The organism is Lactimicrobium massiliense (assembly GCF_900343155.1).
GTDB classification, from domain to species: Bacteria; Bacillota_I; Bacilli_A; order Erysipelotrichales; family Erysipelotrichaceae; genus Bulleidia; species Bulleidia massiliensis.
Window position 1 is genome coordinate 1 of the sequence record NZ_OUNG01000001.1, and the last position, 15,712, is coordinate 15,712.

Annotated in this window: 15 protein-coding genes and 1 other RNA gene; 2 read left to right on the plus strand and 14 right to left on the minus strand. The window is 47.2% G+C overall.

Going from position 1 to position 15,712, the window contains the following annotated elements:
- Positions 1–328 precede the first annotated feature (328 nt).
- Together DHU66_RS00010 and DHU66_RS00015 are read right to left on the minus strand one after the other, a co-directional pair.
- Positions 329–562: a hypothetical protein gene (locus DHU66_RS00010; RefSeq protein WP_108773869.1), complete on the minus strand. Its 234-nt coding sequence runs from the start codon at positions 560–562 to the stop codon at positions 329–331.
- Positions 563–568: 6 nt separating this feature from the next.
- On the minus strand, positions 569–1,006 hold the full coding sequence (locus DHU66_RS00015) for an IS66 family transposase (RefSeq protein ID WP_108773870.1): 438 nt from the start codon (positions 1,004–1,006) through the stop codon (positions 569–571).
- Positions 1,007–1,380: 374 nt separating this feature from the next.
- Between DHU66_RS00015 and nrdG the strand changes: the two genes are divergently transcribed.
- Together nrdG and DHU66_RS00025 are read left to right on the plus strand one after the other, a co-directional pair.
- Positions 1,381–1,908 (plus strand): anaerobic ribonucleoside-triphosphate reductase activating protein, encoded by a 528-nt coding sequence (gene nrdG / locus DHU66_RS00020; protein WP_108774455.1) that lies wholly within the window; start codon positions 1,381–1,383, stop codon positions 1,906–1,908.
- 332 nt (positions 1,909–2,240) lie between these two features.
- Entirely contained in the window at positions 2,241–3,515 is a 1,275-nt protein-coding gene (locus DHU66_RS00025; protein WP_167836185.1) for a DDE-type integrase/transposase/recombinase, read from the plus strand.
- 104 nt (positions 3,516–3,619) lie between these two features.
- Here the strand turns inward: DHU66_RS00025 and DHU66_RS00030 are convergent, their stop codons facing one another.
- From DHU66_RS00030 to DHU66_RS00085, 12 genes are all read right to left on the minus strand, one after another.
- Entirely contained in the window at positions 3,620–3,934 is a 315-nt protein-coding gene (locus DHU66_RS00030) for a single-stranded DNA-binding protein (RefSeq protein WP_108773872.1), read from the minus strand.
- 139 nt (positions 3,935–4,073) lie between these two features.
- A complete protein-coding gene (locus tag DHU66_RS00035; RefSeq protein ID WP_108773873.1) occupies positions 4,074–4,271 on the minus strand; it encodes a FeoB-associated Cys-rich membrane protein in 198 nt (65 codons plus the stop codon).
- Between the two features lie 78 nt (positions 4,272–4,349).
- Positions 4,350–6,950, minus strand: coding sequence for an FtsK/SpoIIIE family DNA translocase (locus DHU66_RS00040; protein WP_245309292.1), 2,601 nt, complete (start codon positions 6,948–6,950; stop codon positions 4,350–4,352).
- A gap of 8 nt (positions 6,951–6,958) precedes the next feature.
- Positions 6,959–8,626, minus strand: coding sequence for a ribonuclease J (locus DHU66_RS00045; RefSeq protein WP_108773874.1), 1,668 nt, complete (start codon positions 8,624–8,626; stop codon positions 6,959–6,961).
- Positions 8,627–8,686: 60 nt separating this feature from the next.
- On the minus strand, positions 8,687–10,120 hold the full coding sequence (gene miaB / locus DHU66_RS00050) for a tRNA (N6-isopentenyl adenosine(37)-C2)-methylthiotransferase MiaB (protein ID WP_108773875.1): 1,434 nt from the start codon (positions 10,118–10,120) through the stop codon (positions 8,687–8,689).
- A gap of 94 nt (positions 10,121–10,214) precedes the next feature.
- Positions 10,215–10,391 carry a 4Fe-4S binding protein gene (locus DHU66_RS00055; protein ID WP_108773876.1) on the minus strand — a complete coding sequence of 59 codons (177 nt, stop codon included), beginning with the start codon at positions 10,389–10,391 and terminating at the stop codon, positions 10,215–10,217.
- Positions 10,392–10,441: 50 nt separating this feature from the next.
- Positions 10,442–11,221, minus strand: a complete 780-nt coding sequence (locus DHU66_RS00060) for a TIGR00282 family metallophosphoesterase (protein WP_108773877.1) — start codon at positions 11,219–11,221, stop codon at positions 10,442–10,444.
- A gap of 136 nt (positions 11,222–11,357) precedes the next feature.
- Complete coding sequence (rny, locus tag DHU66_RS00065; protein ID WP_108773878.1) at positions 11,358–12,911, minus strand: ribonuclease Y; 1,554 nt, start codon at positions 12,909–12,911, stop codon at positions 11,358–11,360.
- A gap of 154 nt (positions 12,912–13,065) precedes the next feature.
- On the minus strand, positions 13,066–14,124 hold the full coding sequence (recA, locus tag DHU66_RS00070; protein ID WP_108773879.1) for a recombinase RecA: 1,059 nt from the start codon (positions 14,122–14,124) through the stop codon (positions 13,066–13,068).
- 65 nt (positions 14,125–14,189) lie between these two features.
- The gene (pgsA, locus tag DHU66_RS00075) at positions 14,190–14,783 is read right to left on the minus strand and encodes a CDP-diacylglycerol--glycerol-3-phosphate 3-phosphatidyltransferase (protein ID WP_108773880.1); all 594 of its coding nucleotides are present in this window, start codon (positions 14,781–14,783) and stop codon (positions 14,190–14,192) included.
- Positions 14,784–14,856: 73 nt separating this feature from the next.
- Positions 14,857–15,203: RNase P RNA component class B (rnpB, locus tag DHU66_RS00080), an RNA gene on the minus strand.
- 7 nt (positions 15,204–15,210) lie between these two features.
- On the minus strand, positions 15,211–15,561 hold the full coding sequence (locus DHU66_RS00085) for a DivIVA domain-containing protein (RefSeq protein WP_108773881.1): 351 nt from the start codon (positions 15,559–15,561) through the stop codon (positions 15,211–15,213).
- Between the last annotated feature and the right edge of the window lie 151 nt (positions 15,562–15,712).

Genomic DNA, 15,712 nt, shown 5'->3' on the forward strand with positions numbered 1-15,712 from the left:
ATTCTGCACCTGCTATAATAAGCATGGTTTTATGCCAGCCGTGGAGATACTTGGGTCGAAAATCAAATAGTCTCTGCGGTTTTTCCTTTCTAACTGCAGAGACATTATATCAAGCAATAATGAGACATTTTAATTAGCATTTTCCAGTCATTATGATTTGGCAACAACACATGTCATAAAACTTCTTTTCTGACATTAAATCTAACGCTGAAGTTGCTTCATCAAATAAATATAATGATGCAGGTCTGTAAATACATCTAGCCATAGCTATTTTTTGCCACTGAACGCCGGACAATTGTCTTCCATCTTTAAACTAACTTCCTAATTGTTAATTATATTTTTCAGGCATCGTATCAACAAAATCATCTACTCCTGTGATTTTTGTTACTGCATTAAATTTATTTTCATCTTTTCTATTATCATTAGTCTTACATTCTCCCTTATTCAAAATATTATGGTAAGCGTTTTCATAAGTCAATGTCAGATTTTGAATGAAATCAGAGATCCCTTTGAATTTTCCGTACCGCCTCTGTGGCAATTGGATTTTGGAACTTCTTACCATTTGCTTTTATGATCGCAGGGACTTTCGTTTCAAATGGATCCAGCATCCAGCCACTTTAAACTTTGCTGGATCTTCTTTCGCCAGCTTGTGGTAGGCACCATATCCGTCTGTCACCAGAGTGCCGCTGAAATCCTTCAGATAATTCTTTGGATTCTCATGTCCTCTGGTTGGGCAGTACTGATAGAGAATTGCCTTTGGCCCAGGAAGCTTTGCATTGGTCCGGTATACCCACATGTAGGATTTGGATCCTGCTGCCCGGCCATCTCTGATCACTTCGAATGGTGTTTCATTTGCGTGAAGAAGGCTCTGCTTCATCATTGCCTGTTTCAGTGCTTCACACACATATCTCAGATACTGATCGTACACCTGATGGCTACTACTGTCATAACGTTGCAGAAATAGCCGATCTTTCTGATGAATCTTCAACAGGATGTAATTTCGCATATCATCAGAAAGCTTGGGAAATCATTATCAATAAATTCAAGCATCGAGCTATTCATCTGATCTGCAGCCGCCGTGACCGCGATACAAGCTGCTACAGCTACAGCTGCAGCCATAGCTATAGCATTAACTACAGTTATCGCAAATTATTGGCAGAAATAGAGGGCCAATTGCGAGTTGACATTAAATTTCCACTCTGATATTGTATATTTTAAAGTGAATATGTACCGCAAAATATTTGCAATATTCACTTTGAAATTGTATATTTTTACATATTACGCTGGTATCTTGTCCACTTTGAAATTGTAAATATTCACTAATGCAGAAACAAAGAGGAAAGACGGATGTCTTTCCTCTTGTGTGTACAGGAGATTATCATGTATTACGGAAATATAAAGAAATATGATATTGCGGATGGCGAAGGTGTCAGAGTTTCCCTGTTTGTATCGGGATGCACCAACCACTGTAAAGGTTGCTTTCAGCAGGAAACATGGGATTTTAACTTCGGTAAGCCTTATACAGAAGAAACTGAGCAGGAAATTCTGAAAGCTCTGGATCACGAATATATCCAGGGTCTGACACTGCTGGGTGGTGAGCCGTTTGAACCGGAGAACCAGCGGGTGCTTGTTCATCTGCTGAAGAAAGTCAGACAGATGTATCCTCAGAAAGATATCTGGAGTTATACCGGTTTTGTACTCGACAAGGATCTGCTGCCTGGAGAAAGAAAGCACACAGAAGTTACCGATGAAATGCTTTCCTATCTGGATGTCCTTGTCGATGGACCGTTCATGCTGGACAAGAAAAATATCTCACTGGAATTCCGCGGAAGTGAGAATCAGCGTCTGATCGACATGAACAAGACAAGACAGACAGGAACAATCGTGCTGTACCATGTAGATAACTGAGAAGGAAGGATACGTTCCTTCTTTTCTTATACAAAAGCGGACTGACTTGTTTCGCAGGTCCATATTCGAGATCTGCTGTGCGTTCATGATCGTTCAATGAACTGTTTGTTAATGCTGGATGTTCTCCAAGAGAGACACAGAACGCAATATCGTTGGAAAATGGATAGATAGGCTTAACCATTTCAGATATATTTCTCCTCCCTTTTTTTGATTCTTTGCCTGATGATTGTAATAGTTAAATGAAAATGTCACCTTTCTGATTTTTTGAAAATGTCACCCTTTTACGGGATGGATATCAGTATTTGAGTAGAATGCCTCATTGGAGGTGTTCTATGAAGAACGATAAAGACAAGTCCGGAGCGTTGAAACTTCTGATTCAGAAGCAGAGCGATCCACATATCACTTACCAAGAGATAACTGAGAAAACTGGTTACAGTAAGAGACAGCTTATACGGCTTGCGGGGGAGCTGAATGAAAAGGATATGCAATCTATCCTTGTTCATGGTAATACCGGCAAGAAGCCAGTAACGACTGCCTCCGACCAAGAAGTCAGTTACTTAGAAGAATTCAAGAAAGCATATCCAAGCATTACCATAGCACAATTCAGAGATATCTACCGAGAGGATGTAATCTGGGGAAGAGATCCTGAGAGGAAAGGAGATGCAGCGAAATATGGACTGAAGGATAGAAGTAAATCTTGGTTCAGAGATCTTTTCGTACGAGAAGGTTGGAAGTCACCAAGTGCCAAGCCGATTCGAACAGATGGTTCGCATGTATCGCATCCAATTCGTAGGCCGAGAGACCGCCGCGGAGAGCTGATCCAGATTGACGGCACTCCATATGATTGGTTTAACGATGGCAGAGCTTACGCACTGCATCTGGCAGTAGATGATGCAGGAACCGAAGTGCTCGCAGGATGGTTCATGCCTACAGAGTGTACCAGAGGATATGCACGCATGATGCGTCTAATCCTTGAAAAGTACGGTGTTCCGATGGCAACATATTCTGACAAGGATTCTGTCTTCAGAAGTGTTAAATCCGGAAAGCCGTCACAGTTCGCGGACATGCTTGCCCGTCTTGATATCAAGATGATCTTTGCCAATTCACCACAGGCTAAAGGACGTGTAGAGCGGTACAACGGCACTGCTCAGGGACGCCTTCCGAATGATATCATTCGATTCCATATTCCACATAACTACAACACGCTGAACCGCTGGTTTAATGAGAAGTACATTCGTTATCTCAACGCAAAGTTCTCATTCCCGGTTCTGGATCCAGTCGATGCATTTCGTCCGCTTCCGACAGATTTTGATTATTCTGCCGTGTTCTATGCGGAATATCCAAGGACCATGAGAAACAATATGTTTTCGATGGGAAACTCATTATATGAAGCCTTTGACGCTGATGGAGTAATGCTCGAAATCTATCAGAAGACACCTATTACTGTGAAGATTGATGCCTTTACTGAAGAAATGTACATCAATCGATATGGCAAACACTACAAATGCGTAAAGGTGGGCGAGCGTAGAAGAGATCCGATCTATGAAGCGGACAGTCAGAAGGACGTACAGCGCATCCTCAGTGTTCTGGAAGATCATAGAAAGTAGTATTCGTGACAAAACAGTAACAATTAACAAACGGTGACAAAATCAAAAAATCTTAACATCTTTGCCTGATGATCAGAAAAAGAGCTGATAGCCAGCTCTATCCGTTATGCAGCAATGACACGTGCTCTTTCAGCAATGATATCCGGAATCCAGTATTCTTTATCCTCACGCGTGAAGCTGTGTGATTCCAGCCTGCCTTTGATGGCAATCAGTGAGCCGACCCGGCAGGCGGCTGCCATTTCCTCCGCAATCCCCTTCCAGAGAACTACCCGGAATACATCACTCATCAATCTTCCATCCGCATTGGGAAAGGAACGCTCACATTCAATCATGACATGGGCATATGTGTTTCCCTTTGCGCTTGTTTCTACCACTGGAACCTCCTTCACCTTTCCTACCAGAACACAGTTTGTAAACATCTTATCTTCCTCCTATGGCAGTATCCTACCGGAATGAAAAATGCTGTGCAAACGTGCAAATCTGCAGATTTTGAAACAAAAAAGCAGATTTACCTAAGCAAATCTGCTGTATGTGGAACATTTTGACGACTTTGGGCAATCAGAATAATCCAAGCAGCTTTTCTTCATCAAGCTCTTTCTTTGCCTTCTTCAGCTGCTTCTGAAACTGAGAGCAGGAACCGTGGCAGCTGCTGCAGCCGCAGTCACAGGACTCAACACCATTTTTAGCAACGTAACGGAATGCAAAGTATAACGCCACTGCAATCGGCAGCAGCACAAGCAAGTCAGCGAAGTTCATCGGGATATTCCTCCTGCCCTATTATGATAAACCAGAACAGAATCTGCTTCAATTAGTTTGCACTAACTTCCTGCTTTTTCATTCATCATCTTTGGGGCGGTCCTTTTTTACATAGACTTCCCTTGGCTTGGAACCCTGTGCCGGACCGATGATGCCAGTGCTTTCCAGCTCATCAATCATGCGGGCTGCACGGTTGTAGCCAATCCCGAAACGCCTCTGCAGAAGACTGGTGCTTGCTTTCTGGACATCGATGACGTAGTCTTTGATCTCCTGATACAGTGGATCATCAGAGATGCCGGCAACAGCACCGCCTTCCTGGTCGTTGACGCCTTCCAGCATGATGAAGGAATCATCGTATAGCGGTGCCCATGGGGATAGTGCATCACAGATCCGCTGTACTTCTTCGTCGGTCACAAAGACACCCTGGATACGGGTAGCACTGTTCTGGCCAATCGGCATATACAGCATATCGCCATTGCCAAGCAGGCGTTCGGCACCAGTATGATCCAGGATGACACGGGAATCAATCGATGAAGATACACTGAAGGCAATGCGGCTTGGAATATTAGCCTTGATGATACCGGTGATGACATCGGCACTTGGCCGCTGTGTGGCAACAATCAGATGGATGCCGGCGGCACGGGCAAGCTGGGTGATACGCTGAATGGAAGCTTCGACATCCTTGCCTGCCACCAGCATCAGATCAGCAAGCTCATCGATGATGACAACGATGTAAGGCATCTTGTCCATGCGTGCCTGTTCAGCGGCAGGCTTGCTTTTGAGCAGTGCATGATAGCCGGCAATGTTGCGGACTGCATTTGCGGCAAAGATGTTGTAGCGCTCATCCATGATGCGCACAATGACCTTCAGGGCATTGGAAGCCTGGGCAGGATCATTGATCACCGGTCCGATCAGATGAGGAATATTGCGGTATGGTGTAAACTCTACCTTTTTCGGGTCAATCAGCAGCATCTTGACTTCATCCGGCCTTGTTCTAAGTAGCAGAGAACAGATGATGGAGTTCATACAGACTGATTTACCGGAACCAGTGGCACCGGCAATCAGAAGATGCGGCATCTTGTCAATTCGGCAGGTAATGGTCTGTCCAAGCAGATCCTTTCCCAGAAAGAAAACAAGCGGCTGATCTTTGTCTTTGGCAGGAATAGAGTTCACCAGTTCACGCAGCTTGACCGGCGTAGATTTTTCATTCGGAATTTCGATGCCTACGGCATTGCGGCCTGGAATCGGTGCCTCAATACGGATATCACGTGCTTCCAGCTGCATTTTGATATTGTCCGTCAGGCCAAGAATTCTGGATACTTTGACATTGGCATCCGGCTGTACTTCAAACTGCGTAACAGAAGGTCCAATATGCATATCCTTGAGTCTGGCATTGATATCGAATGTCTCCAGAGCCTGAATCAGCTGCTGTCCTTTGCGCTTGGCAGCCGCCAGATTTTCATCATTGGATGAATGAGCCGGCAGCGTATCCAGCACTTTATTCATGGATGGCAGGCGGTAATTGCGGTAATCCACAGTCCCATGCTTTGCGTCTGATGCAGGGGCAGTCTCCCCTTCACGTTCAGGAAGATTGACAGGTACAGGTTCTTCTTCCGCTTTACCTTCCTGTACTTCAGTCTGTCTGACAGGCTCTGGCTCCGGCTCTGCCGGTTCCATTGGCTGCGGTTCAGGCTCAGAATATTCTTTCGCTTCCGTATGATCGGCAAGATCATCCACATTCATGAAGATATCCTTTTCCTGGCTTAAAGGCTGCTGCATCTTCAGCGTATCTTCCAAAGCAGGTTCTGTATCACTGAGCAGTTCAATGTTGTCTGTATCATCCTGATCATCGTCCACGCGGATATCAATACCAGACAGACCGCTGTGGCTGATCTTGGTCGGTTTAAAGCGGACAACAACTTCTTCTCCCTCTTCCAGTTTCTTCTGTACATCCTGCAGCGGGACATCATCCACAGCTTCATCCGCATTGATGAAATGTGCCTTCTTCTGCTGGTGTTCAGAAACCATCTTCCAGAGATTGGGATGTTCCTTATCTTCCACTTCCTCTTTCTCTTCCGGTTCTTCCTTTTCCGGTGCCCTGAAGAAATCAACAACATACTGGAAGGCATTCTTATAGGCATCCATAAAGCCCATCAGAACGGTCGCAATCAAGGCAATGGCAATCATGATCACAACGGTGCCGCTGCGGCCAAACAGAATAGACACAAGGGCATATAAACCATTGCCGCAGATACCGCCGCCTGGGGATACTGTAACAGCTGTCTGGAAATAGCTTTTGATATTTGTCAGCAGCGGCTTCAAAGCGGAAAAGCCGACCACAGATGGGCCGGCTGTGTAATAACCGCACAGCAGCAGAAGATCAAGAATCACCAGGATCATCGGCAGCGGGTTCTTTTCATCATCCGCATCCTGCTTTCCTGAAGCAATGGCAATCAGGAACCAGAGTACAGTGACCGCAAGAATCAGCCAGAACCATTCTCCCAGCACATACCGGAGCAGGTTATACAGAAAGATGCCAACCGTTCCGGTTCTCATCAGTCCGATCAGCAGCAATGCCGCAGTCAGTACGACCATGATCCATTGTCTGAGCTCTTCCTGCTGTTCCTGACGGATGCGTGCTTTTGACTTTCTTGTGTTTTTCTTTTTCTTCTGCGTCACAGTTCCTCCTAATCTTTTGTATTGATTTCGACAATGGCAGGCAGGATCATCGGCCGCTTGCCTGTTTCACGCATGACATAGCGTGAAATCTTGTCACGTGCCTCTGCACGGCAGTTGAGATTATCGTAACGTTTTTCCTTGACGGCATCCGTAATGGTCTTTTCCATGATATTGCCGATTTCCTGCACGATGTAGTCCGCATCCTTCAGATAGATCACGCCGCGGCTCTGTACATCCGGACCGCCGATAATTTCCTTGGTCTTGTGATTGATGACAACACCTACAATGATGGCACCATCGGTGGAAAGCACTTCTCTGTCTTTGAGGACCATACCGGTCGCATCAAGGTTTTCATTGCCATCGACCAGCACATCCTCAGCATCGATGCGGTCAAAGTTTCTCTGCAGCTGCCCATCGATGATCGTTGCAATCTGACCATTATCCATCACAATGATCCGGTCTGCTTTGTAGCCCATATCCAGGGCGATGTTGGCATTGGCAATCAGCTGGCGGTATTCACCCTTGACCGGGATGTAGTACTTCGGCCGCAGCAGATATACCATCATCTTGAGATCCTCGATGGATGCGTGCATGGTAAAGGCACGCTTGGCATCCACAGCAATCACACGGCCGGCTTCACGGTACAGATCATCTTCCATGCTGGCTTCCTCACGCTCTGTGCCTGGCACAGCCGGAGAAGCAATGATCACAGTATCCGATGGTCTGAACTCAATGACATCATCTTCCTTGGTCGCAATCTTGTGGACCTTCTGGAAGATGTTGGAGCCATTGCCGGCAATAATGACAATGACATTGTCCATGTCATTGGTAAACTGGCTCGGCGGTGCTTCCAGGCCTGCCGGAATGCGGTAATAGCCAAGTTTGGCCATATCATTCATCAGATCCTTGAGCTCATCATCATAGATCATGACCTTGCGGTTATACTTATTGGCAAGCTCAATGACTTCCATCACGCGGTAGATATTCTGATTGAACAGCGTGATGAACATACGGCCTTTGGTCTCATCAAAGTACTGTTCAATCTGTTCCGTGATGCGGTGATTTGGTGCAGAGTGGCCATTTCTGGTTGAGCCGACGGACTCACTCATCAATGCCAGTACACCAGCACTGGAAAGATCCGTGATGTTGGTGACATCAAAGGAGAAAGCTTCATTCTTGGTATCATAATCAACAATGAATTCGCCGGTATAGACGACAAAGCCGTCATCGGTGCCAATGGCAATGCCAAAGCCATCGGCGATGGATTGGGTTGTGCCAAAGGTGCGGATCTCTGTGCTGCCAATCTTGAAGCGGGAATTGCGTCTGATGCGATGGATGTTCAAATCCTTCAGGCCGAGTTTCTTTGCTCTTCTTTCAAACATCATGGCAGTTAATGGTGCCATGTATACCGGTACATGCGGCATCACCTGCAGCAGATTTGGCAGGGCTGCCATGACATCATCATGGCCATGGGTGATAAACACACCGCGGATGCGCTTCTCATTTTCCTGCAGATACTTGAAGTCCGGAATGATCATCTGTACGCCGAACTGTTCCCCTTCGGGATATTTCAGGCCGCACTCCATGACAAAGATGTCATTTCCGTTTTCGACGACATACATATTCTTGCCGTCTTCATCAAGACCGCCGAGCGCAAATATGCGAACTTTGCTCATAAATTATCCTCCATTAAAGTTGCTGGAATTCGCCTTTATTATAAACATTCAGGCCTGTTTTCACAATGCCTGCCCATCAAGCGAGAACGAATGCACCTCTTTGATTTTCACATCGACGATCTTTCCAGCCAGTCCATCAGGACCGGTGAAATTCACAAGCTTGTTTTTCTCACTGTAGCCTGTATAAACTTTGTCATTTCTCTTGGATGGACCTTCACAAAGCACTTTGACAGTCTGACCAAGATATGGCTGATTGGCAAGGTTGGCATAATGGGCAATTTTCTCATTCAGAATCTGAAGGCGCTTCCGTTTGACTTCTGCCGGGATGCTGTCTTCCATGCGGGCAGCCGGTGTTCCGGAACGCGGTGAATAGACAAATGTATAGGCAGCATCATACCTGCAGTAGTCTACCAGATCCAGTGTCTGCTGGAAGTCTTCATCAGTTTCATTCGGGAAGCCGACAATGATATCAGTCGTAAAGGCAATCTCCGGCATTTCATTTTTCATATCATCAAACAGTGCCTTGTACTGTTCTGCGGTATAGCCTCTGGCCATCCTTCGCAGGACATCATCTGAGCCAGACTGCACCGGCAGATGCAGTGCCTTCATGATATTGGGATACTGCTTCATGGCAAGGATCGTTGTACGGGAATAGTCACGGGGATGAGATGTATAGAAGCGGATGCGCTCAATGCCTGTTTCGGCTACTTCTTTGAGCAAAGTGGTAAAGCCATCTTCCATGCCCAGATCTTTGCCATAGGCATTGACGTTCTGGCCCAGCAGAATGACTTCTTTCCGGCCTTGATCTTTGAGCTGCTGTACTTCTTTGAGGATATCTGCCTGCAGGCGGGAGCGCTCTCTGCCTCTTGTGTACGGGACAATGCAGTATGTGCAGAACTTGTTGCAGCCATACATGATATCGACAAAAGCCTTGCAGGAATCACTGCGCTTGACCGGCAGATCTTCAATGACTTCCCCTTCCTGGGAATAGACTTCGACAGTTGTTTCCTTACGGTCAAGATAATCCAGCAGCAGCTGCGGGAAGCGGTACAGATTGTGGGTGCCGAAGATCAGGTCGACCTGCGGATAGCTTTTCAGAATTTCCTTGACGACGGCTTCTTCCTGCGCCATGCATCCACAGATGCAGAAAATCTTCTCCGGATGCTTCTCTTTGAGTTCCTTCAATGCACCGACCAGACCAAGCACATGCAGTTCAGCAGTTCTTCTGACCGCACATGTATTAAAGATCAGAAGATCAGCATCTTCCGGTTTGTCACACGGCGTATATTCCATCAGTTCCAGAATACCGGCAAGGGTTTCCCCATCACGGACATTTGCCTGGCATCCATAGGTGCGCAGATAGTATTTTTTATTGCGGCCGAGTGTCTGGGCAGCCTCGGGCAGATGGAACAGATCATGTTCCACCTGGGAAGCCTTCCGACTACGGCTGGCTGCCTGTTTCAGATCAGGCATTTTCAGTATGTTATTTTCCATTTCATTATCTCCGAGGCCATATTATAGCAAGACAGCGGCCAAAGAAAAACCAGCAGATGCTGGTCTTTCTTCCAATCAATCCATCCTTTTCTGCTTACTTCTGGGAAATAGCAGAAACCGGGCATGTGCCGATGCATGTGCCGCAATCAATGCAGACACTCTCGTCACACTGGGACTTTCCGTTGTCATCAAGAGACAGTGCGGAAACCGGGCAGACACCTGTGCAGGCACCGCAGCCGATGCAAAGATCCTTATCAACTGTAACTGGCATTGTATAAGCCTCCTTATCGGAAACTATTTTAGCATTGACACCGGTTTCTTTCAATCATTAGACCCTGGCCGCAGCTGGATGCGTTCAATCGAGACAGCACGGTTGGTGTGATCATCAATGTCAATCATCAGCCCGCATACGACTGCTTCTTTATCAGACGGCCGATAGTGTGAGCAGCCGGTGATGGCATGATCCATGGCTTCATTGCGGTCTCTGCCAAGCACGGAATCATACGGGCCGCACATCCCCACATCGCTGATGAAGGCACAGCCGTTTTCGACTTTTTCATCTGCGGTCTGCACATGGGTATGGGTGCCGATCATGGCTGTGACACGGTCTTTGAAATACTGGAAGTAGATGCTTTTTTCACTTGTTGCCTCAGCATGGAAATCAATCAGGATGATATCCGCAGAGATATGATTCATGATCTTCTTGGTGACAAGGATTGGATCCTCATAATCAGCGTTCATGAATACATTGCCAAGGATATTCAGCACTGCAACTCTTTTTTCCTTGACGATACGGATCAAAACAGGCCTCTGGGGTGCATAGCTGCCAATATTAGCCGGCCAGATGATATCCGGACAGTCTTCAGCATCCTGCAGAAAAGCGCGTTTGGAAAAAGCATGGTTGCCCAGTGTAATCAGATCGATGCCGGCTGCTTTCAAACGTGTATAAAGTTCCTTGGTCATGCCTTTGCCGTCGGCCGCATTTTCACCATTGGCAATGATGAAATCCGGGTGATACTGCGCCTGCAGCAAAGGTGTGGAAGCACACACAGCTGATACACCGCTTTGGGCAACAATGTCACCCAGAAATAGAATTTTCATTATGAAACTGCCCTTCCGGACATTCCGTTTTAGCGGAATGGCCTAAGTTTCTCAACCTGTCTTAAGTTTAATTGATATGAAACGCATATGCAACGCAAAAAAAAAAAGACAATGCTCTGCATGGAGCACTGTCTTTTTACTTGGCTAGTTCCTGAACCCTGACTTCACGTATCAGCGTAACTTTGATCTGGCCCGGATACGTCAGTTCATTTTCAATCTTTTCGCGGATATCATGGGCAATCTTTACCATGCGGACATCATCCACCTTGTCCGGTTTGACCATGACTCTGACTTCACGTCCTGCCTGAATGGCAAAGGCACGCTCGACGCCATCGAAGCTGCCGGCAATCTTTTCCAGTGACTCCAGACGGTTGATGTAGCCTTCCATGGATTCATAGCGAGCTCCAGGTCGTGCGGCAGAAAGCGTATCTGCAGATGCGACCAGCAGCGCGATGATATCCTGAGGTGCCGTATCACCATGATGAGATTCAATGGCATTGATGACAATCGCATTCTCACCATACTTGCGGGCATATTTGGCGCCAAGCTCAACGTGGCTGCCTTCCTGTTCAAAATCAACGGCTTTGCCAATATCATGCAATAGACCTGCACGCTTGGCCAGAGCCTGGTTGAGGCCGAGTTCAGCGGCCATGACACCGGCAAACTGGGCGACTTCAATGGAATGCTGCAAAGCATTCTGACCATAGCTGTAACGATAGCGCAGCCGTCCGACCAGACGGATCATTTCCTTGTTCATCCGGCCGATGCCAAGCTTGAAGATCGTCTCATTGCCGATCTTCATGATGTTGTCTTCCAGATCACGGGTTGTCTTTTCCACAACTTCCTCAATCCGGCCCGGCTGAATCCGGCCGTCCTTCATGAGAGTTTCCAGAGACTGGCGTGCAATCTCACGTCGGATCGGATCAAAGCAGGATACGGTAATGACATCCGGTGTATCATCGATGATCAGATCGACGCCGGTTGCCTGTTCAATTGCCTTGATGTTGCGTCCTTCACGGCCGATGATTCTGCCCTTCATTTCCTCTGATGGCAGTGTTACGGTCGATACCGTACGCTCAATCGTTTCTTCCTGTGCATATCTGTGAATGGCTGTGGCGATGATATTGCGGGCATTGGCACTTGCCTGTGCCTCGGCTTCATCCTGCTGTTCACGAATGTATTCGCCCACTTCCTTCTCAGACTTCTTGGCAACAATGTCCATCAGTTCCTTATGTGCATCGTCCTGGGACATATGTGCTGTCTTTTCCAGAACTGACAGCTGCTCATCAATCTTCTGCTGCAGTTCATCCTCCATTTTGCTGAGATTTGCAAGCTTTGCATCGGCGCTCTTGGTTTTATCGCTGAGTTTTCTTTCCCTCTGAGCAAGGCTGTCCTCACGCAGTTTCAGATTGTCCTCACGGCGCAGCAAGCGGTTTTCATCCGCCTGGATTTTACTCTTGGCTGCGTTCATTTCCTTCTCAGCCGCAAGTTTCATTTCACTTACCTGCTGCTTACCGGACAGGACTGCCTGACTGACAGTATTTTCAGCTTTGGAATTTGCCTCTTCAATAATGTCATGAGACTGTTCCTTGGCACGGTCCAGCCCCATTTTGCCGACAATCATCATAATGATGATACCGATGACAATACCAGCAATCACAGCTAAAATGGCAATCGATATGGGATTCATAACAAGACCTCCATTTCATTAGCTGTTATCTTATGAGAATTTACTCCCATAAGTCATTATACTTTTGAAAGCGCTGTTTCACAAGCACGAAAAAGCACAGCACTGTGCGTCTGCAGAGTACTGTGCAATCGGTTTCATTCGAACAAGTATGCAGTCAGTTCTGTACTGCTTGGGCATCTGCTGAAGCAGTTTCATCATGCGGGAAAAGAATCTCCTTGATCTGATCCGTGATGAGTTCCATTGTATCAGGATGGTCTTCCAGCCATGTCCTTGCGGCCGCAAAGCCCTGGCCGATCTTTTCGCCCTGGTATGAGAACCAGGCACCGGATTTAAGAATGATGTCATGTTCCACAGCCAGGTTCAGCACCTCATCCACGTGGGAAATGCCATGGCCATAAATCATATTGACAACAGCTGTCTTGAATGGCGGCGCCACCTTGTTTTTAACAACCTTGATCTTGGTCACATTGCCATAGACATCATTGCCGTTTTTGAGTGCTTCCCCACGGCGTACATCCAGCCGCACAGACGCATAGAACTTCAGTGCCCTGCCGCCTGGGGTTGTCTCAGGATTGCCGAACATGATGCCGACCTTTTCACGCAGCTGATTAATGAAGATCGCAGTCGTATTGGAATGGTTCATGGCACCGGCCAGTTTGCGCATGGCCTTGGACATCAGTCTGGCCTGCAGGCCAACGGAAGAATCTCCCATTTCCCCATCCAGTTCTGCCTGCGGTACCAGAGCAGCAACGGAGTCAATGACGACCAGGTCAATGGCACCGCTCTTAACGAGCACTTCGCAGATATCCAGAGCCTGTTCACCGGAATCCGGCTGGGACAGAATGAGTTCATCAATATCAACGCCAAGGGCTTTGGCATACTGGGGATCGATGGCATTTTCAGCATCGATGAAGGCACATCTGCCTCCCTGCTTCTGACACTGGGCAATGGCATGCAGGGCAAGGGTTGTTTTACCAGAAGATTCTGGACCATAAATCTCGATGATTCTTCCCTTTGGATAGCCGCCAATGCCAAGGGCAGCATCCAGAGTGATGGAACCGGAAGGAATTGCATCAACCGCTACATTGGCACGATCGCCAAGCCGCATGATACTGCCTTTGCCATATTCCTTTTCAATTGCTTTGAGAGCATCGTTCAGCAGCTGATCCCGGCGGCTGTCCTGGGAAGCTCCTGTTTCTTCTTTTTTTGTCATCTCTTACTTATCTCCTTTATTTCTATATAGCAGCTCTATCATGCAGCTCCCTGAAAAAAGTGCAATTATTTTGACTCCATGATGTCTTCTTTGGTCATATTGAAATACTGAATGCCTGAAATCATGGACACAAGCGCTGCCATCCACAGCAGGATATCGCTCATTGGCAGACCGATGAGTTCAAATGGCAGATTGTTCAGCAGCACCAGGGCAACGGTAACCATCTGCAGAACGGTTTTCAGCTTGCCCATCATGCCAGCCGCCACGACTTTGCCATTGGTAGCGGCAACCATGCGGCAGCCATCGACAATCGTATCACGGGCAACCATGATGATGACAGGTACAACCGGGATGATGCCTCTGGAGACAAACAGCAGGAACATGCTTGTTGTCAGCAGCTTATCGGCAATCGGATCCGCAAACTTGCCGAAGGTTGTGATCATGTTGCGGCTGCGGGCAATGTGTCCGTCAATGGCATCGGTAATCGCTGCCAGGACATACAGTAACAGCACGATGATATTGATCACAGAAAGATCCACAGAACCGACCATCAGGTGTGATGGCTGGATGCCGCAGGCGGTATAGGGAAACAGGTACACCAGAATAATGACAGGAATCATGACCATTCTGGCAATTGTCAGTTTATTTGGTAAATTCATATAACCTCCATCAAGAAACAGAATTAGTATATCACATAAGAAAAGAGGGACAGTGCCCTCTTGAAATTTCACACTCTGTAAGCCATGTTCTGTCCCTTCCCGAAGGAAGGTGGCAGCCATTTATCTCTGCACGAATGCAGCTCATCCGGACTTCAATTCGTCCTTCCAAGTTCCCCTACCTGATTTGGGTTTCTCGCCTGCGGGGTTTATCGCGTTCCACCCATGCCGTTTCCAGCATGGCTTCGTCACTGTGACACCTTGGGGACATCCGCCATAGGCCTAAGCCCTTAGGTTTCCGTTCCGCCGTCACCCTTGCGGGTGCCCGGTCTTATTGATTCGGCCGGCACAGACACTACACGCATCGCAGCGTGTGCGAGCATGGACTTTCCTCTGGCAAAATACCAGCGGCTGCCCGAGTGTTCCACTTTCAATGTTTGCGGTTCTGACTGCCAGAGTTATTGAAGACTTCATTCTCAAGCCTGCTTAACCGCTTGAGAATATCGACATTGCTGGCGCCCTGCATCATCGGATCGCCATCCTCATCTCTGGCCCTCTCTTTGCCCTCGACCTCAATCAGACGGGCACGCAGAGATGCATTCGTCTTCTCAAGATCAGCCACCTTGGCATTCAAAGAGTCAACCATGTCCTGATATGTCTGATAGTCTTCAATGACCTGATCCAGCATATGATCCACTTCATTTGGATCATAGCCCTTGAAGTCAACGCCAAATTTCTTGTTGACAATCGTAACCGGATCCAGATTCAGTTTATCTGCCATGCATGATTTCCTCCCTGTCATAGAATTATCGCATCCATACACCAGAAAATCAATGTCTTTCTAAGAATCCGACATTTGCGAGCCAAGGAGAAATTTAAACGTGTATAATATGCTTTTTGTGTATATATTGACATTTTAATAGCCTTACTTT